Source organism: Paraburkholderia jirisanensis, from assembly GCF_054782355.1.
Genome location: NZ_BAAGSQ010000026.1, coordinates 1,042,548 through 1,060,259 on the forward strand (window position 1 = coordinate 1,042,548; position 17,712 = coordinate 1,060,259).

General features: G+C 63.3%; 19 protein-coding genes. 16 read left to right on the plus strand and 3 right to left on the minus strand.

Annotated features, from left to right (window positions below):
* Positions 1–3: 3 nt before the first annotated feature.
* Positions 4–894, minus strand: a complete 891-nt coding sequence (locus ACYVNQ_RS20965; RefSeq protein ID WP_460904496.1) for a LysR family transcriptional regulator — start codon at positions 892–894, stop codon at positions 4–6.
* Positions 895–1,012: 118 nt separating this feature from the next.
* Here ACYVNQ_RS20965 and ACYVNQ_RS20970 point away from each other — a divergent pair, with 118 nt between their 5' ends.
* From ACYVNQ_RS20970 to ACYVNQ_RS21015, 10 genes are all read left to right on the plus strand, one after another.
* Entirely contained in the window at positions 1,013–2,323 is a 1,311-nt protein-coding gene (locus ACYVNQ_RS20970; protein WP_460904497.1) for a 3-isopropylmalate dehydratase large subunit, read from the plus strand.
* Positions 2,316–2,840 (plus strand): 3-isopropylmalate dehydratase small subunit, encoded by a 525-nt coding sequence (locus ACYVNQ_RS20975; protein WP_460904498.1) that lies wholly within the window; start codon positions 2,316–2,318, stop codon positions 2,838–2,840. The genes ACYVNQ_RS20970 and ACYVNQ_RS20975 overlap by 8 nt, the downstream gene beginning before the upstream one ends.
* Positions 2,841–3,139: 299 nt before the next feature.
* Positions 3,140–4,021: a polysaccharide deacetylase family protein gene (locus ACYVNQ_RS20980; protein WP_460904499.1), complete on the plus strand. Its 882-nt coding sequence runs from the start codon at positions 3,140–3,142 to the stop codon at positions 4,019–4,021.
* A gap of 80 nt (positions 4,022–4,101) precedes the next feature.
* Complete coding sequence (locus ACYVNQ_RS20985; RefSeq protein ID WP_460904500.1) at positions 4,102–5,439, plus strand: MFS transporter; 1,338 nt, start codon at positions 4,102–4,104, stop codon at positions 5,437–5,439.
* A 19-nt stretch (positions 5,440–5,458) separates the two neighbouring features.
* Positions 5,459–6,214: an SDR family NAD(P)-dependent oxidoreductase gene (locus ACYVNQ_RS20990; protein WP_460904501.1), complete on the plus strand. Its 756-nt coding sequence runs from the start codon at positions 5,459–5,461 to the stop codon at positions 6,212–6,214.
* Between the two features lie 55 nt (positions 6,215–6,269).
* On the plus strand, positions 6,270–7,028 hold the full coding sequence (locus ACYVNQ_RS20995) for an SDR family NAD(P)-dependent oxidoreductase (protein WP_460904502.1): 759 nt from the start codon (positions 6,270–6,272) through the stop codon (positions 7,026–7,028).
* 24 nt (positions 7,029–7,052) lie between these two features.
* The gene (locus ACYVNQ_RS21000) at positions 7,053–7,394 is read left to right on the plus strand and encodes a hypothetical protein (protein ID WP_460904503.1); all 342 of its coding nucleotides are present in this window, start codon (positions 7,053–7,055) and stop codon (positions 7,392–7,394) included.
* Entirely contained in the window at positions 7,391–8,485 is a 1,095-nt protein-coding gene (locus ACYVNQ_RS21005; RefSeq protein ID WP_460904504.1) for a CobW family GTP-binding protein, read from the plus strand. The genes ACYVNQ_RS21000 and ACYVNQ_RS21005 overlap by 4 nt, the downstream gene beginning before the upstream one ends.
* A 62-nt stretch (positions 8,486–8,547) precedes the next feature.
* Positions 8,548–9,735: an ABC transporter substrate-binding protein gene (locus tag ACYVNQ_RS21010; RefSeq protein WP_460904974.1), complete on the plus strand. Its 1,188-nt coding sequence runs from the start codon at positions 8,548–8,550 to the stop codon at positions 9,733–9,735.
* 13 nt (positions 9,736–9,748) lie between these two features.
* Entirely contained in the window at positions 9,749–10,813 is a 1,065-nt protein-coding gene (locus tag ACYVNQ_RS21015; protein WP_460904505.1) for a GntR family transcriptional regulator, read from the plus strand.
* Between the two features lie 97 nt (positions 10,814–10,910).
* Here ACYVNQ_RS21015 and ACYVNQ_RS21020 read toward each other — a convergent pair whose 3' ends face one another.
* Both ACYVNQ_RS21020 and ACYVNQ_RS21025 read right to left on the minus strand, forming a co-directional pair.
* Positions 10,911–11,327, minus strand: a complete 417-nt coding sequence (locus ACYVNQ_RS21020; RefSeq protein ID WP_460904506.1) for an organic hydroperoxide resistance protein — start codon at positions 11,325–11,327, stop codon at positions 10,911–10,913.
* Between the two features lie 67 nt (positions 11,328–11,394).
* Complete coding sequence (locus tag ACYVNQ_RS21025) at positions 11,395–11,673, minus strand: hypothetical protein (RefSeq protein ID WP_460904507.1); 279 nt, start codon at positions 11,671–11,673, stop codon at positions 11,395–11,397.
* A 334-nt stretch (positions 11,674–12,007) separates the two neighbouring features.
* Between ACYVNQ_RS21025 and ACYVNQ_RS21030 the strand changes: the two genes are divergently transcribed.
* From ACYVNQ_RS21030 to ACYVNQ_RS21055, 6 genes are all read left to right on the plus strand, one after another.
* Complete coding sequence (locus ACYVNQ_RS21030) at positions 12,008–12,856, plus strand: alpha/beta fold hydrolase (RefSeq protein ID WP_460904508.1); 849 nt, start codon at positions 12,008–12,010, stop codon at positions 12,854–12,856.
* Positions 12,853–13,473, plus strand: coding sequence for a hypothetical protein (locus ACYVNQ_RS21035; protein ID WP_460904509.1), 621 nt, complete (start codon positions 12,853–12,855; stop codon positions 13,471–13,473). The genes ACYVNQ_RS21030 and ACYVNQ_RS21035 overlap by 4 nt, the downstream gene beginning before the upstream one ends.
* 93 nt (positions 13,474–13,566) lie before the next feature.
* On the plus strand, positions 13,567–14,907 hold the full coding sequence (locus ACYVNQ_RS21040) for a cation:dicarboxylate symporter family transporter (protein ID WP_460904511.1): 1,341 nt from the start codon (positions 13,567–13,569) through the stop codon (positions 14,905–14,907).
* Positions 14,908–14,979: 72 nt separating this feature from the next.
* On the plus strand, positions 14,980–15,531 hold the full coding sequence (locus ACYVNQ_RS21045) for a carboxymuconolactone decarboxylase family protein (protein WP_460904512.1): 552 nt from the start codon (positions 14,980–14,982) through the stop codon (positions 15,529–15,531).
* A gap of 2 nt (positions 15,532–15,533) precedes the next feature.
* Positions 15,534–16,346 carry an SDR family NAD(P)-dependent oxidoreductase gene (locus tag ACYVNQ_RS21050; RefSeq protein WP_460904513.1) on the plus strand — a complete coding sequence of 271 codons (813 nt, stop codon included), beginning with the start codon at positions 15,534–15,536 and terminating at the stop codon, positions 16,344–16,346.
* A 14-nt stretch (positions 16,347–16,360) separates the two neighbouring features.
* Positions 16,361–17,239: an amidohydrolase family protein gene (locus tag ACYVNQ_RS21055; RefSeq protein WP_460904514.1), complete on the plus strand. Its 879-nt coding sequence runs from the start codon at positions 16,361–16,363 to the stop codon at positions 17,237–17,239.
* Positions 17,240–17,712 lie beyond the last annotated feature (473 nt).

Here is a 17,712-nt window from a genome sequence, read left to right on the forward strand (position 1 = left end):
GCGCTAACGTGCGCCGGATGCTGCGGCGAATTGGGCGATCAACGCATTGGCCGCGTCCGGCAGCACGACGCCGCGCCGTGTCACGCTCATCAGCGAGCGGGTGATAGCAGGCTTCTGCAAGGTCTTTTGTACGATGCCGGCGCCGCCTGCCTGCTCTTTCATGCCTGCTGACACGATCGCGATGCCGAGCTGATGGCGGGCCATTTCGATCGCGACCAGCGAATTTGCGTCATAAACGGCTGTCAGTTCGGCGCCGCAAGCGGCGAACTGCCGTTCGATCAGCGTGCGTGCTGCGCTGTTGCGCGGCGGCGTAATGATGGGCTCGCCGGCGAGGTCGTGCCATTGCAGCGTGCGACGGCGCGCGAGCGGATGCGACGCGGCACAGATTGCCACCAGCCGGTCTTCACCGATGGTCTCGCGCACGATGTCGCTGCGCGGCGCGATGTCGAAGCCTAGACCGAAGTCCACTTCAGCGGCGCTGACCTGGGCGACCATGTCCGTGTTGATGCATTCGCGGAAAACCACCTCGACATCCGGGAACTCCCGTTTGAACCGGCTCAATGCGAGCGGCAGCCGCGTGGCGGCAAGGCGCGGCGGCAACGCGAGTGCGACGCGCCCTGCAATGCGGCGCGATACGCCGCGTGCCGCATCGGCCAGCATCGAGAAGTCGGACACGATGCGCTCGGCTGCTTCGAGAATTTCCGCGCCGGCAGCAGTCAGCATCACATTGCGCGTGGTGCGCTCGAACAGCTGCACGCCGAGCGTGGTTTCGAGCTTGCGCACGAGGATGCTCAAGCCCGCCTGACTCAGATACAGGCGCTCGGCGGCGCGGGAAAAGCTGCCGAGCCGCGCGACTTCGACGAAAGCCTCGATTTGCCGGACATTGGGTTTCATAGCTAATTGAAAATAATCGATAACGATTCGAAATTTTACTTATAAATTGAGCGGGTCGATACTGCATGCGCAGATCGCCTGCCGATGCGCGGCGCGGCGATATGAACGGAGAATCGGCGTGGGATACACCGCAATCGAAAAGGTGCTGGCCCGGGTGAGCGGCCGCATGTCCGTGCGGGCCGGTGAGGTCGTCTATCCGGACCCGGATCTCGTGATGGTGCATGACGGGCTTGTGCAGCAAAGCAAGGCGGTGCTGGATGGCATCGGTATCGACCGGCTCGCGCAGCCAGCCAAGGTGATGTTCGTCAGCGATCACGACGTGCTGTATGGCAATGCGCGGGCCGCAGAGCGCGGTGCGTTCAATCGCCGTGCGGCGCGCGAGTGGCGTGTCGGCGCATTTCTTGACGTCGGCGAGGGCGGGCATGGCCACATCTTTCCGCTTGAAGACGGGCGCGTGCTGCCGGGCATGTTCTATTTCGACAACGATACGCATGCCACCAACGCCGGCGCGGTCGGCGCATTTGGTATGCGCGTCGGCGCTGAGATTTCGCGTGTGCTTGCCACCGGTACCACCTGGGTTGAGGTGCCGAAGACCGTGCGTCTCGAACTGCGTGGGGCAGTTGGGCATGGCGTGCACGGCCGCGATATTGGTTTTTATTTTGCCGCGCGTGTGAAGGACCGTACGCTGCAGGTATCGATGGATGCGCGGGTACTCGAATACGCCGGAGATCTCGAGCAGTTCAGTCTCGGCGAACGTGTCGCGCTGTGCAGCACGCCAACCGAGATACGTGCGGCGGGCATCTTCGTGCCGCCGTCTGATGCGGTACTTGCGCATTGCCGGCGCCATGCACAGGTACCGTTCGAGCCGATATATAGCGATGCGGACGCCACCTATGAAGCAAGCGTCGCGTTGCAGCTCGACCGGATCGGGCCGCAGGTCGCGCTGCCCGGCAGCGTGTCGAATGCCGTCGACGTGGCGCAAGCCGCTGGCACGCGAATCGATCACGCGTTCATCGGCTCGTGCGGCTCCGGCATGTACGAAGATCTGCTGTGCGCAGCGAGCGTGCTGAAGGGGCGCAAGGTCGCCCCGGGCGTGCGTCTGTTCGTCGTGCCTGGCTCGCAGCGGTCGCTGCGACGTCTGAGCGACGACGGTTTGATGTCGCTATTCCTCGACGCCGGCGCGATGATTCTTCCGCCCGGTTGCGGGCCCTGCAACGATGCGGTGGTGGGCCCATTGGCCGATGGCGAGACGTCGATCTCGACTGCGGCGAGCAATATCGCCGGCCGCTTCGGTTCGCGTGAGGCGCGCCTGTTTCTCGGCAATCCGCTGACCGTTGCCGCCTCCGCGGTAGCGGGTGCCATCTCGGATCCGCGTGCGCTTGCGCTTGACGAGGCCCTTTATGCACGACGGAGCGCCGCCTATGCGTGACTTCGAGTGGACCCTGAGGGGGCGTTGCTACAAACTCGGTGACGACGTTCCGCACGCCGATGGCGTGATTCCCGCGCGCTTTATCACGCAGCGCGAGACGGACCCGGCCGTGCTTGCCGAACATCTGTTCGCGATGACCGATCCGGGTTTCGCGCAGTGCAGCAGGCCGGGCGACATCGTCGTTGCAGGACGCAATTTCGGCGTCGGACAGAAAAGCACCGGCTACATCGGGATGCAGGCGCTGGGGCTTGGCCTGCTGTGCGAATCGATGCCTGCACAAGGGTATCGCGGCGCAATCAATGCCGGACTGCGCGTGCTCGCACCGTGTACCGGTATCGACGCTTTCTGCGCACATGGCGACGATCTCGAAGTGGATTTTCAAACGGGACGCGTCGTCAACCATACCCGGCAAACCACAATGCAGGCGCCCGCGCTGCCAGACGCATTGCGCGAACTCGTCGCATGCGGCGGCAACGACGCATGGCTCGCGAACTGGTGGAAGCAGGGCCGGCGATAGCACAAAGGCGCGTGCAGGCGGTGCCACGCATACGCATGACGCTGCCTGTCGCAACCCAGTCGGACCACTCGGAGCCGTCTTCCTGAACCGCTCAATGGCGCGAACAGTGCGCCATACCCATTCGTCTCCCGTCCTTCAGTTGTCCTCGGCGCACTTCCGCGCCATTTTCGTTTTCTACTGGAAAACCCTTATATGCCAATGTTTTTGGCATGCGCAGTGTAAACGTATGTTGTCAACGAAATGCATTTATACGGCAGCGCGGACAACGCACGACACAGGTCTTATCCAAGGAGACACGCATGGCTAAAGAGATTCTGGTTGCCTTCGGCATCGACGTAGACGCGGTTGCCGGCTGGCTTGGCTCGTACGGCGGTGAAGACTCGCCCGACGACATCTCGCGCGGTCTGTTTGCCGGCGAAGTCGGCTCGATGCGTCTGCTGAAACTGTTCGAACGCGAAAAGATTCGCACCACATGGTTTATTCCCGGGCACTCGATCGAGACTTTTCCCACGCAGATGAAAGCGGTCGCCGATGCCGGCCACGAAATCGGCATTCACGGCTACAGCCACGAGAACCCGATCGCGATGACGCGCGAGCAGGAAGAGACCGTGCTTGATCGCAGCATCGAACTGGTGACGCAACTGTCGGGCCGCCGGCCGACCGGTTATGTCGCGCCGTGGTGGGAGTTCAGCACGGTGACCAACGAACTGCTGGTCGCGCGCGGCATCAAGTACGACCACAGCCTGATGCACAACGATTTCCATCCGTACTACGTGCGCGTCGGCGACGCGTGGACCACGATCGACTACAGCAAGCACCCCGATACGTGGATGAAACCGCTCACGCGCGGCAAGGAAACCGGGCTCGTCGAAATCCCTGCGAACTGGTACCTCGACGACCTGCCGCCGATGATGTTCATCAAGAAGGCGCCGAATAGCCACGGTTTCGTCAATCCGCGCGACATCGAGCAGATGTGGCGCGACCAGTTCGACTGGGTCTATCGCGAGCACGACTATGCGGTGTTCCCGATCACGATTCACCCCGATGTGTCCGGGCGTCCGCAGGTGCTGTTGATGCTCGAGCGTTTGATCGCGCATTTCCGCGGCCATGAAGGCGTGCGTTTTTGCACCTGCGACGAAATCGCCGACGACTTCCTGCGCCGTCATCCAAAGTCTGTCTGAGTACGCTTGCCTGAGCACCGTTTTCCAAGCCGGTCCGCCGTCATCCAGCCCCCCAGCCTGCCCCGTGAAGGAGCGCAACGATGCAACAGAATCCGCTGTCCACCGCCGGCCTCAAGCTCGAAAAAATCCTGCCGGCCGATGTGAAGCGCGCGACCATCGTCGCTTTCTTCGCGTGGGTATTCGCCGTCTACGATTTCATTTTGTTCGGTACGTTGCTGCCTGAAATCGGCAAGCGCTACAACTGGGATGCCGCCGCGCAGGCGGAGATTGCAACCTTCGTCGCGATCGGCACCGCGGTGATCGCGTTTGCGATCGGACCGCTGCTCGACCGGCTCGGCCGCCGCGCGGGTCTGCTGTGGACCGTGGCCGGCGCGGCCATCTGCTCCGGTCTGACGGTGGCGGGTGGCGCGCTCGGCCAGTGGCCGCTGGTGCTGATCCGCTCGCTGTCGGGGCTCGGTTATGCGGAGGAAACGGTCAACGCGACCTATCTGAACGAACTCTATTCCGCCGCCAACGATCCGAAGCTGAACCGCAACAAGGGCTTTATTTATAGCCTCGTGCAAGGCGGCTGGCCAATCGGCGCACTGCTTGCATCGGGTTTGACGGCATTGCTGCTGCCTCGTATCGGCTGGCAGGGCTGCTTTATCTTCGCGACGTTTCCCGCGATCGTGATTTTCTTCATGACGCGGCGCCTGAAGGAAAGCCCGCAGTTCCTGCTGCACAAACGCATCAAGGAACTGCGCGAGGCGGGCAATCATGGCGAGGCGCGCTCGCTGGCGGGCGAGCATCAAGTCGACTACGAAGAACATAGCCGTGCGGGCCTCGGTGAAGCATTTCGCGGCAGTGCGCTGCGCGCGACGCTGGTGCTGGGCGGTGGCATCCTGCTGAACTGGTCGGCAATCCAGGTGTTCAGCGTGCTTGGCACGACGGTGCTCACGCGCGTGCATAACGTGTCGTTCGAAAGCTCGCTGCTGATTCTGGTGCTGTCCAATGTGATCGGCTATTGCGGCTATCTGTGCCACGGCTGGATCGGCGACAAGATCGGCCGCCGCAACACGCTCGCACTCGGCTGGATGCTCGGCGGCGCCGCATTTGCCGCGATGCTGTACGGACCTAGCAGTCAGGGTGTGGTGGTCGCGCTGTACAGCCTTGGCCTGTTCTTTCTGATCGGACCTTATTCGGCGGCGCTGTTCTTTATCGGCGAGAGCTATCCGACTGCAATTCGCGGCACTGGCAGTTCGATCGTGCATGCGATGGGTCCGATCGGCGCGATTCTGGCCGGTGTCGGCGTGACATCGATGCTCAATAGCGGTAGCGACTGGATGCATGCAGGGTTGTGGTTCGGCGCGCTGCCGTGCTTTCTGTCCGGCGTGCTGATCTTCTTTGCAAAGCACGTCGATCCGGCCGCGGTCAAATAATTCGAGGAGTGATTGAGCCATGAAAGTAGCCATCGTGACCGGCGCGGCCAGCGGTATCGGGCAGGCGCTTGCCGTTGCGTATGCGAAGAGCGGCATCGCGATAGTCGGCGGATTTCTGCCGGGCGACCCGCACGATCCCGCCATAACCGAACGCGCGGTGCGCGAGGCGGGTGGGCAATGTGTAATGCAGCCGGTCGATGTGACATCGGCGGTACAGGTCGATGCATTCGCACAGGTGGCCATCGAACGCTTCGGCAGCATCGATTACGCGGTGGCGAATGCGGGGCTGCTGCGCGCCGCGCCGCTCACCGAAATGCGCGACGAGCAATGGCACGAGATGCTCGACGTCGATCTGTCCGGCGTGATGCGCACGTTTCGCGCGGCCGCGCGCCTGATGAAGGACGGCGGCGCGCTGGTGGCGGTGTCGTCGATTGCAGGCGGCGTCTATGGCTGGGAGAACCATACGCACTATTCGGCTGCGAAAGCAGGCGTGCCTGGTTTGTGCCGCGCCGTAGCGATGGAACTTGCGCCGCGCAATATCCGCTGTAACGCGGTGATTCCCGGGCTGATCGAAACGCCGCAGTCGCTCGACGCGGTCAATTCGCTCGGGCCGCAAGGCCTGCGCGACGCAGCGCGCAGCATTCCGCTACAACGTGTCGGGCGCCCGGACGAAATCGCAGCGCTGATCCGCTTTCTGACCAGCGACGAAGCCTCGTACATCACCGGCCAGTCGATCATCGCCGATGGCGGGCTGACGGTGCGCTGGCCGAGTTGACGCACGGCACGATCGCGCGACCATGCAATCGTGAATTCATGACAGGAACGACAAAATGACTTCACCGTTTTCGCTCGACGGCCGCCGTGCGGTCGTCACGGGTGCTGCGAGCGGTATCGGCGCGGCGATTGCGCTGGCCTATGCGGCTGCCGGCGCGCGTCTGGTGCTCGCCGATCTGCACGCCGGGCGTCTCGCGCAACAGGCCGACGCATGCCGTGCGCTCGGCGTCGTGGTGGAAACCGTGCAGGCGGACGTCGGCGAAGAAGCGGGGGCCGATGCGATCGTCGCGCGCTGTATCGACAGCTTCGGCGGGATCGACGTGCTGGTCAACAATGCGGGTATGCTGACCCAGGCACGCTGCACCGAACTGACCACCCAGATGTGGGACGAGATGATGCGCGTCGATCTGCGCAGCGTATTCTTGTGTACGCGCCGCGCGCTGCCTTCGATGATCGCGCAGCGCTGGGGCAGGGTGATCAATATCGCGTCGCAACTGGGTATCAAGGGCGGCGCGGAGTTGTGCCATTACTCGGCGGCGAAGGCCGGGGTGATAGGCTTTACCAAGTCGCTGGCGCTCGAGGCCGCGCCGCACAATGTGCTGGTCAATGCGATTGCGCCCGGCCCGATCGAAACGCCGCTGGTCGACGGTATCAGCGCCGAGTGGAAGGCGGCGAAGTCGGCGGAACTGCCGCTGCGCCGCTTCGGTCTTGCGGAAGAAGTTGCGCCTACGGCGTTGCTGCTCGCGTCCGATCCGGGCGGCAATCTGTTCGTCGGCCAGACGCTCGGGCCGAACTCGGGCGATGTGATGCCCTGAACGAAGAGGTGGAATATGTGCGGCATGTGCGGCTTGCTCGGTGGCGGACGCCATTGGTCCAACACGGTCGCGCCCGGTGCGGGCGCCAATGCGCGCAGGCAGCGTCTCGTGCAGGTCGCGCATGCGAACCGGGTGCTGGGGTTGTTTCGCTTGCGCCTGGACGATTTCCACGGACAGTCGTTCGTGGTGTCGTCGCCGACCGGCGCGCGTGAGATGGCGGGCGACCTGATGCAGGTCTGGCAGGCCGCGGAAAAAATGCTCGGCCGGCCGCTCGATCCGTTGACGCTGTTCATCGATGAAGATGAAGGCGCTGAGGGCGCGATAGATGGTGCAAATGCGGGTGCAAACGCGCAGGCCCGCTCATGAGCCTCGCGTACGACGTGATTCCGGTGACCATCGTCACGGGTTTTCTCGGCAGCGGTAAATCGACGCTGCTTGCGGATGTGCTGCATGGCGCCGCGGCGCGCGATACGGCGGTGCTCGTCAACGAGTTCGGCGAGGTCGGGCTCGATCATCTGCTGCTTGGCGCAATCGATGCGCAGACCGTGCTGCTCGACAACGGCTGCGTGTGCTGTGCGATCCGCTCCGATCTGAAGGACGCGCTTGCGTCGCTGTTCTCGCGCCGCGCGCGTGGCGAACTGCCGCCGTTTTCGCGCGTCGTGCTGGAAACCACAGGGCTCGCGACGCCCGCGCCGATCATCGCGACGCTGCTCGCCGATCCGCTGGTCGCCCATCACTATGTGCTGAATGCGACCGTGACGGTGGTCGATGCGGTACAGGCGGACTATCAACGTGTGCGTCATCCGGAGTGGCTCGCGCAGGTGAGCGCGGCGGATCGTATCGTGATCAGCAAGGCGGATCTGGCCGACGCCGCGGCATTGGATGAATTGCACGCGCAGTTGCTGCAGATCAACCCGGCTGCGCAGATCGCGCTGCGTAGTGCCGCAGACGATGCGGCGCACCTGTTCGCTGCAGCGCAGACGGTGCCCGATCTCGGCACGATCGCTACGCGGGCAGGCAACGCGGCGCGCCGGTTTGAAGCTGAAGCTGGGCAGGCGCGCACGCAATCGCAACAGCGCGCGGTTCATGCCGCGCCACTTGCGGTGCCGCCACCGGGCGATGCCCACCATCTCGACAACATCGCCTCCTTCTGCATCGAATTCGATGCTCCGGTGGAATGGCCGGTTTTCACGCTATGGTTCACGCTACTGCTGAACCGTCACGGTGATAACATCCTGCGCGTGAAAGGCCTGCTGGCGATTGTCGGCACTCAGCAGCCGGTGGTCGTGCACGCGGTGCATCATCTGGTTCATCCGGTGCTGCATCTGGACGCCTGGCCGGATGCGAACCGCACCGCGCGCCTCGTATTCATCACGTCCGGTCTGACGCGTGCTGCAGTGGCCCGTTCATGGCAGCGCTTTTGCCGAACTCTTCAACCAGCCGAATCCGCCCGTTGAATTCCACGCGTTCCATCCAGCGTACCGCCGAGCGCAACGCAAGCGCGCCGCAAGCGCCGTCCGTGCATCGCTCGAAGGTCGAGTTGCGCGTGCTCGGTACGTCGGTCACGTTGCAGGAGCATATCCGCAAGCAGGCCGAGCACGATCTCGGCATCCGCCTGCGCTTTATCGTCGCGGACGGCTCCGACGTGCAGCGTGACGGCGTGATGCGGCCGGATAGCTACGACCTCTACGACCAGTGGTTTCACAGCATCGACTGTCTATGGCCGGCGCGCGCCTTGCAGCCGATCGACGTGCGGCGCATTGCGCGCTGGGACGAAGTCAACGCGTTACCGCGCACCGGACGCCGCGGACCGATCGGTAGCGGTGCGAGCATGAACGCCGGCAGCGTCCCGGCAGAACGCCTTTACGTACAGGCAGACGGCTCGCTCGGCAGTGCCCCGGGCGAGTTGATCAGCATGCTGCCGCTCACGCACAACGCGGACAGCTTCGTGTACCTGCCCGACGAACTGCCCGACACGCTGCTGTCAGGCGAAGAAAGCTGGGCCTGGCTGCTCGCGCCCGAACTCGCGGGCCGCGTCGCGCTGCAGGCGGACGCAGCGATCGGCGCAATCGATGCCGCGCTCGCGGTGCAGGCCAGCGGGTTGATGAGCTTCGCCGACATCGGCAACCTGAGCATCGAGGAAATCGACGCGCTGATCGGCACGTTGATCGAATTCAAGCGGCGCGGCCATTTCGCCGGCTTCTGGTCGAGCTTCGCCGATGCCGCGCAACTGGCGATTGCACAACGTGTGGTGATCCAGAGCATCTGGTCGCCGGCCGCAGTCGAACTGGAGCGCGCGGGCCTGCGTTTCAGGCTGGCTTGCCCGAAGGAGGGCTATCGCGCGTGGTTCGGCGGCATGTCGATTTCGCGGCTCGCGCACGGCCGCGTACTGGATGCGGCCTATGAATATCTGAACTGGTGGATGGACGGCTGGGCCGGCGCGACGATGGCGCGCCAGGGCTACTACATCGCGAACCCGGAACGCACGCGGGCCTGCATGAGCGACGCCGAATGGGCGTACTGGTACGATGGTGCGCCCGCTCCGGCCGAACTGCCGGGACCGACGCGCAAGCATCTGGTGCATGTCGGCCAGCAGCGCGACGGCGGCAGCTACACCTCACGCATGAGCCGGATTGCCGTATGGAATTCGGTGATGGACGAGCACAACTACCTGGTGCGCCGCTGGACCGAATTCATGCGGTCCTGAGCGTACCGTTGCCATGACGATGACAAGACGCGCAAGCGCCACCCCTGTAGTCAAAGCCGCGGCGGCCGGCCGTGCACAGCAGAGTCTGGCCGGCAGCGACGCGCGGCTGCGCTACCGGCTGATTCACGATCAATTGAAGAGTGCGATTGCGCTGGGGCGCATCACGCCAGGCCTCGTGCTGCTCGAAGGGCCGGTGGCACGCATTTTCGGCACGAGCCGCGAGCCGGTGCGCAAGGCCTTCGAGATGCTGCATGCGGGCGGTTTGCTGCATACCTTCGACGGGCGCGGCTATCTTGCGGCGCGACCTGATGGCAGCGCGGCGGCGCCGGTGCGCTTGCCGCTATCGGAGGCTGCGCTCGGTTTTGAAGAGCCGCCGCAACCGCTCGATACGCGCTCGCATAGTGAGCGCATTTACGAAGAACTCGAAGCCGCCATTTCGCTTGGCATCGTGTTTGGCCATTTCCGTATCGACGAAAGCCATGCGGCGCAGAGCTTCGGTGTGAGCCGCGGTACCGTGCGCGAGGCCTTGAGTCGCTTGCGCGATCTTGGGCTGGTCGAGAAGTCCGCGTATTCGCACTGGCTGTGTGGGCCATTGACCGCGCGTGCAGTCGGCGAAGACTACGAGCTGCGCATCCTGCTCGAGCCGGCCGCGCTGACAGCGGCGGCGCGCGTGTTGCCTGACGCGCATCTGCAAGCGGCGAGCGTCGAACTGGAGCAGGCGATTGCCGATCCCGATTCCATCGATGCGGCCGCCCTCTATCGGCTCGAGATGACGCTGCATGCGGATTTCCTGCATTACGCGCCGAACCGCAAACTGCTCGAGACGATCGGCCGCGCGCATTTGCCGTTGACGGTCAATCATGCGTTTTACGAGGCGTTCAAGTTGCACCCCGAACGCGCGATGCTGCTCGAACACCGCGCGGTGCTCGAGCAGTTATTACGCGGCGATATCGATGCCGCCGCGCAGTTGCTGGCCGATCATCTGCGCGCGGGGCAGAAGCGCACGCTGCAGCGCCTGAAAGTGATGGCGGTATTGCCCGAGCCGGAACTGCCGGCTTATATGCAGCGCATCGCGTAGCTTCGACGTTGCTCGAGGGCAGCGCCGGCGCACTGCCGGAGCGTGCAGCGTGGAGCGTGCGTGCGTACGCGGCTCGGCAGTGCGCCTGCAATGTGCTTCAAACCAGCGCGATCTGCACGCTGATATTGCCGCGTGTTGCCTTCGAATACGGGCAAGTCTGATGCGCGGCTTCCACCAGCTGTTGCGCGACATCGCGTGCCACGCCCGGCAGGCTCACATTCAACCGCGCTTGCAGGAAGTAACCGCTGTCGTCCTTGTTCAGATCGATCTCGGCGTCTACCGCGGTGTCCGCCGGCAGCTTGATCTTCTTGTCGGCAGCAGCCAGCCCCAGCGCTCCGATGAAACACGCAGACCAGCCTGCCGCGAACAACTGCTCGGGGTTGGTGCCGCCGGCATGGCTGCCCGGCGGCGACAGCTTGATGTCGAGCAGACCATCAGTGCTGCGCGAAGCGCCATCGCGGCCGCCGGTCGTGCGGGTTTTGCCGGTGTAAAGCGTCTTGTCGGATTGGGACATCGTGAGCTCCAGTTTGCAGATATCAGGTTCAGTGAGGCCCGGCGCGCCCGATAGGCGCGCGCGGCGTTCAGTGATGCGCGAAGATCGTGTGGCTCGTGCCGAACTGCACGCGGGTGCCCGCTTGCGATGAATTGTCGTGCACGCCGCCTACTGCGCCGTTGCTTGCGTTGGCATCGGTAGCGTCGTTGTCCGCTTGCAGCGTTGCAGCGCTCTGGCCGCGTTGCGAAGCCGGCGCGCCGGCGTCCGGACGATAGGCCGGCGCGGGGCCGTAGCCGCTGGCGAACGCGGGCGCTGCAACTGCTGCACCGATAGCGACGAGGGCGGCGGCGATCAGACGTTTGCTCATTTTTAAATCTCCTGAAAAGGTGTCGATGTATCGGCGCGTCGCACACGGAGCAGGCCGATCTGCGGTTGTGTTGCGTTCCGGCAAGTGCCGGGTGGCTACGGTTTGTATCGGATGCGATGTAATCGCATGAGCCGAATAATACGTGATCGCCGGATGCTGTCAAGCGCTCTCGATTAGATCGTGTGCGATTAAATGTAAAAGTCTGGTGAGCAGCATGAAACGATCGGCGTGCCGGCTCTCGTATGCCGCGGCGGCATCGATTCCCATCGAAAAAAGGTTTTTGTCAAACCTGGGCGGCGGCGCGCAAAGTATCGGGAAACGGAGACAGGCTTACTTGAACTCATTGTCCAATGGTATCGACACGCCGGCGCTCACAGATAGCGATCCGGCATGGCACGACGGTGTACCCGGCGGTATGCGTTACCGCCTCGAAGGCGCTGGCACGGCGCACGCGGTGCTGATTCACGAACTGGGCGGCAGCCTCGCGAGCTGGGACGAAGTCGCGCTGCGGCTGGCGCCGGCGCTGCGCGTGCTGCGCTACGACCAGCGTGGTCAAGGCGCGGCGCCGCCGGTGCGCGAGCCTTATACGCTCGCCGAGCAGGTCGACGATCTGGGCGGGTTGCTCGCTGCGCTCGAATGGCCGCGTGCCTGCTGGCTGGTCGCGGCGGCGGCGGGCGCGGCCGTGGCGGTCGATTTTGCAATGCGCTATCCGCAGCGCGTGGCGGGCCTCGTGTTATGCGCGCCGGCTCTCGATGTGGACCCGGCGCGCCTGCACTATCTGCTCGAGCGCTCCGAAACCGCGGTGCGCGACGGCATGACGGCGATTGCCGATACGACGCTCGGCAACTCGTGGCCCGCGCATTTGCGCAACGGCAATCAGGCAGCCTTCGATGCTTATCGCGCGCGCTTTGTCGCCAGCGATCCGCATGGTTATGCGTATGCGAACCGCGCGCTGGGTAGCATCGATCTGTTGCCTGGGTTGCGGTCGATTGTTTGCCCTTGTCTGTTCCTTGCCGGCGAGTTCGACGTGCAACGCCCACCCGCGCGAATTGCCGCGCAGGCACAGCAGGTGCATGGCGCGACATTCGAAGTAGTCGCATCGGCCGGCCATCTGCTCGCGGTACAACAGCCCGCCGCGGTGGCTGCGCGCATCGCCGCCTTCATTGCGGAGCACAGCGTATGAGTGCATCTGACGAAGCCGCCATGCTGATGGTGTCGATGGAGCCGCCGGCGTCGCTCGAAGAGGAATTCAACGACTGGTACGACACCGAGCATTTCCCGCAGCGTTGCGCGCTACCCGGTTTTCGCAGCGGCTCGCGCTGGGTGTGTCTCGACGGCTGGCCGCGCTGGATGGCGCTTTACGACCTCGAAACGATCCACGCGCTGCAAAGCGATGCGTATCGCGCGGTATCCGGCGCGCATGCAACGCCGTGGAGCCGTCGCATTCTGCCGCGCACGGTAGGGCGCACGCGGGTGGTGGCGCTCGCCGTCGATGCGGAACAGGCGCGCGAACAGCACGCTGCATCCGAGACATGCCGTTTGCTGGTGATCGGTACAGAACCGACGCACGATCTGACACGAGCGCGTGGCATTGCCGCTGCGTTGCGCGAGTCGCTTGCCAGGCGTGAAGATCTGCTGCAACTACGGTCGTTCGTCGAATCCAGCGGCGCGCTGTGGACGTGCGCCGCATTCGCCGCACCCGTGAGCGCTGCTGAGCTTGCTGCATCGATCGGCCGGCCAGGCGGCGCCAGCATTGCGAATTTCAATCTGTACGCGCCGTACCAGCGCAGCGGTTATTGAAGGCTTGATGTATGCGTGGTTGAGCGCGCAACGACCGCACAGCGCAGCGCTGCACTGCGCGGTATAAAACGAACCGGACAGGTGGAGACATCGATGAGGCAACTCAGGAAGCTTCACGTGCAGGTGCTGATCGCACTGATCCTCGCGGTGATGCTCGGCTGCTGGGCGCCTGGCGTGGCCGTTTCGTTGAAGCCGCTCGGCGATGGGTTCATCGGCCTGCTGCGCATGCTGCTCGCGCCGATCGTTTTTTGTACGGTAGTGCATGGCCTGTCGCATGCGCAGGACATGAAACGGCTCGGCAGGCTGGGCGCGAAGACGCTGCTTTATTTCGAAGTGGTCAGCACACTCGGCTTCATGGCCGGCTTGCTGCTCGTCAATCTGTTCAAGCCGGGCCTCGGTTTGCACGCCACCCATCTGGCGGGCAACGCGCGGATTACGCAGTATGCGCAAAGCGCCGCGCATATGAACGTGGCCGACTTTCTGCTGGGCATCGTGCCGCCCACGCTGATCGGTCCGTTTGCGAGCGGCAACATCCTGCAGGTGCTGCTGATCGCGATTTTGTCGGGCATCGCGCTGAACCTCGCGGTGGGACGTGATTCGTTGCTGCTGCGCGGCGTCGGCGAAGCGCAGCGCGTGCTGTTCACGATTCTCGGCTTCATCATGCGTCTCGCGCCGCTCGGTGCGTTTGGCGCGATGGCAGCCGCTGTTGGCAGTTATGGCGGCGAGACGCTGCTGTATCTGTTGAAGCTGGTGTTGCTCTATTACGCAGGGTCGGTTGCGTTTGTGCTGATCGTGTTCGGAGGCATCTGCGCAAGCTGCGGCATTTCGATTTTCGCGGTGCTGCGCATGATCCGCGAAGAGATGCTGCTGGTGCTCGGCACCGCGTCCGGCGAGGTGGTGTTTCCGCGCCTCGTGCAGAAGCTGCAGTACGCGGGCTGCGATGAAATGGTGGTGGGCTTCGTGCTGCCGGCTGGCTACAGCTTCAATCTGGACGGCACCGGTATTTATATGGCGATGTCGGTTGGCTTTATCGCACAGGCCACCGACACGCCGTTTTCGCTGATGCAGCAAATCGCGCTAATCGGCGTGCTGATGCTGACGTCGAAGGGCGGCACGACGGTGGCAGGCGGTGCGTTCATCAAACTCGCTGCGACGATGGAATCGCTGCGCGTGCTGCCGCTTTCCGGGCTGGCGCTGATGTTTGGCATCGATCGTTTGATGGCGCCAGTGACTGCGTGGACCAATATTATCGGCAACACGGTTGCGGTATTTGCGCTGGCGCGCTGGGAAGGGGCGTTCGATGCTGCGCGATTCCGTGCTTACGTTAAAGGGCAGAACGAGCCGCATGCGCTTGCAGTTGGCGAGCACGCAGCGACTGTGCATGCTACCGCTTCACATGCGGCGCTCGCTTCGCATGAGTCTTCTTCGAAATAGCGTCGCCGGCGCGCAGCGTCCAGGGTTTCACGCGGCGCACCACGACTATCGTCATGTAACAGGGAAACACCGATGAAAAGAATCGCCGATCTCGACCCCGGGCAGATGACGCCTGACCAACGCAGCGTCTACGACACGATCGCCAGCGGGCCTCGCCAAGGCGTGCGCGGCCCGCTGGCGGTCTGGCTGCACCGTCCGCAACTGGCGCAGAACGCACAGGCGCTTGGACGGTATTGCCGCTACGAGACGTCGCTCGAACCGCGGCTGTCGGAACTCGCGATTCTGGTCATCGCGCGCATCTGGGGCTCGGAATACGAGTGGTACGCACATAAACCGATCGCGCTGCAGGCGGGCGTTAGCGCGGATGTCGCAGAAGCGATCCGCACGCATGCGGTGCCGGCCTTCGCGCATGAAGACGAAGCAGCTGTTTATCGATTCCTCACCGAACTGCACCGCGATCGCAAGGTGTCGGATGCGACCTATGCCGACGCGGTCAAACAACTGGGCGAAGCGGGCGTGATCGATCTGACTGGCGTGGCCGGCTATTACACGTTGATCTCGATGACGATCAACGTCTTTCAGGTTGCGCCGCCCGCCGGTGCGGCAAGCGAACTCGGAGCGTGACGGTGAGCGCGACTGCAAGCAAAAGACTCGACAACAAGGTGGCGATCGTCACCGGCGCGGGCTGCGTCGGGCCCGGCTGGGGCAATGGCCGCGCCGTTGCGGTGCGGTTTGCCGAAGAGGGCGCGAAAATCTATGCAGTAGATCGCGATCTGGCGGCGATGGAGGAAACCGTCGAACGCGTGCGCACGCTGGGCGGCGACATTGCGACTGCCGTGTGCGACGTGACCGATAGTGCGTCCGTCGCGCGTATGGTCGATGAATGTGTAGCGCGGTACGGTCGCGTTGACATCCTTGTCAACAACGTCGGTGGCTCGGCGCGAGGTGGCCCGGTCGAACTCGACGAAGAACATTGGGATGCGCAGATCGCGCTGAACCTGAAGAGTGTGTACCTGACCTGCAAGCACGTGCTGCCGGTAATGGAGCGGCAGGGCGGCGGCGCGATCGTCAATACCGCGTCGACGTCGGGTATCCGCTTTACCGGTGCCGCGCAGGTGGCGTATGCGGCGTCGAAGGCTGGCGTGATCCAGTTGTCGCGTGTGGTGGCGGTTGAATATGCAGCGAAGGGGATTCGCGTGAACACTGTGGTGCCGGGGCAACTCCATACGCCGATGGTCGAAGCGCGCCTCGCTGGGCAGCGCGCCGGCGGCGATGTCGATGCATTGCTCGCGCAGCGGCTGGCGCGTATTCCGCTTGGTTTTATGGGCGATGGCCGCGATACCGCGAATGCCGCGCTATATCTGGCGTCGGATGAAGCGCGTTTCGTGACGGGCACGGAAGTGGTCGTCGACGGCGGCATGACCGTGCGCTGCGGTTAATGAAGGAACACGACATGACGATCAACCTGAAAATCTCCGCGCCGCCGCTCGAGCATCCGCGTACGCCGTCACTGCGTTTGCCGGCGGGCAGCTGCGATGCACATTGCCATATCTTTGGTCCGTTCGACCGCTATCCGTTGCCGGATGATCGAAGCTTTACGCCGCCGCTGGCGCCGGAAAGTGCGTTGCGCCGCTGGCATCAACGCTTTGGTTTCGAACGCTGTGTGATCGTGCAAAGCCAGGGGCATGGATACGATCACCGGCCGCTGCTCGATGCGCTACGCGGCGGCGCCGGGCGCTATCGAGGCGTGGCGTTGGTGCGTGCGGCGGATAGCGATGAGACGATCGCCGAATATCACGAAGCGGGGGTGCGTGGCGCACGCTTTCATTTTCTGGCGCACCTGGGCGGCGCGCCGGATCTCGACGTGATTCGCGCGGTTGCGGCGCGTATCAAGCCATTCGGCTGGCATCTCGCGTTGCATGTGGCGGGCAACGACATCGTCGAGTATGCGGCGTTCATCCGCACGCTCGATGTGCCGGTGGTGATCGATCATATGGCGCGACCCGATCTGGCGGCTGGTCCGGATGGCGCGGCAATCGCGGCGCTGCGCGCGCTGCTCGACACCGGACGCGTATGGGTAAAGTTGAGCGGAGCCGACCGCTTGTCGAAAACGGGCGCGCCGTTTCACGATGCGCTGCCGATCGCGCGCAGTGTCGCTGCGCATGCACCCGAACGCGTGCTGTGGGGCAGCGACTGGCCGCACGTGAATCTGCATGGGCCCATGCCTGACGATGGCGATCTGACGGACCTGATTGCGGACATCGTGCCGGATGAAGGGCTGCGGCACAAACTGCTGGTCGACAATCCGGCGAGGTTTTTGGGCTTCAGATGAAGGACACATGGCGTGGTCGTCGATCGTGCATAAAATGTACAGCGCATTCCAGTCGGACCATATGCACTTTTAAAGCGTAGGTAACTGAATGGCGTAGCCATCGCGGAAGGTTGTCTGTAAATTCGGTTTAAAAATTTGTGTCAACACGCAGAATGGTGGTTTATGCATTGAATGAATAAACGTTTCGTGTATTCTTTCATATTGCTTGGGGTGGATATAAATATCCCATTGTTGATGCGAAGAAAAACATCTAATATCCATCTGTGTAACAAAATGAGTGTTGTTCGGTTTCAGTGGCCGAAAAATGGGTGGTGCATAAAAACGCCGAGCATAAAGAGGGGGCGAAATGGCATGTTATCTGATTCTCGATTCAGATCTTCCATGCGGAAAACCATTGATGCAGGTAGTCAACGAGAGTGACAGTGTCGACGCGCTAGCTGCCCAGCGAAGCTTTAGACTGGTGTCGCTCAAGC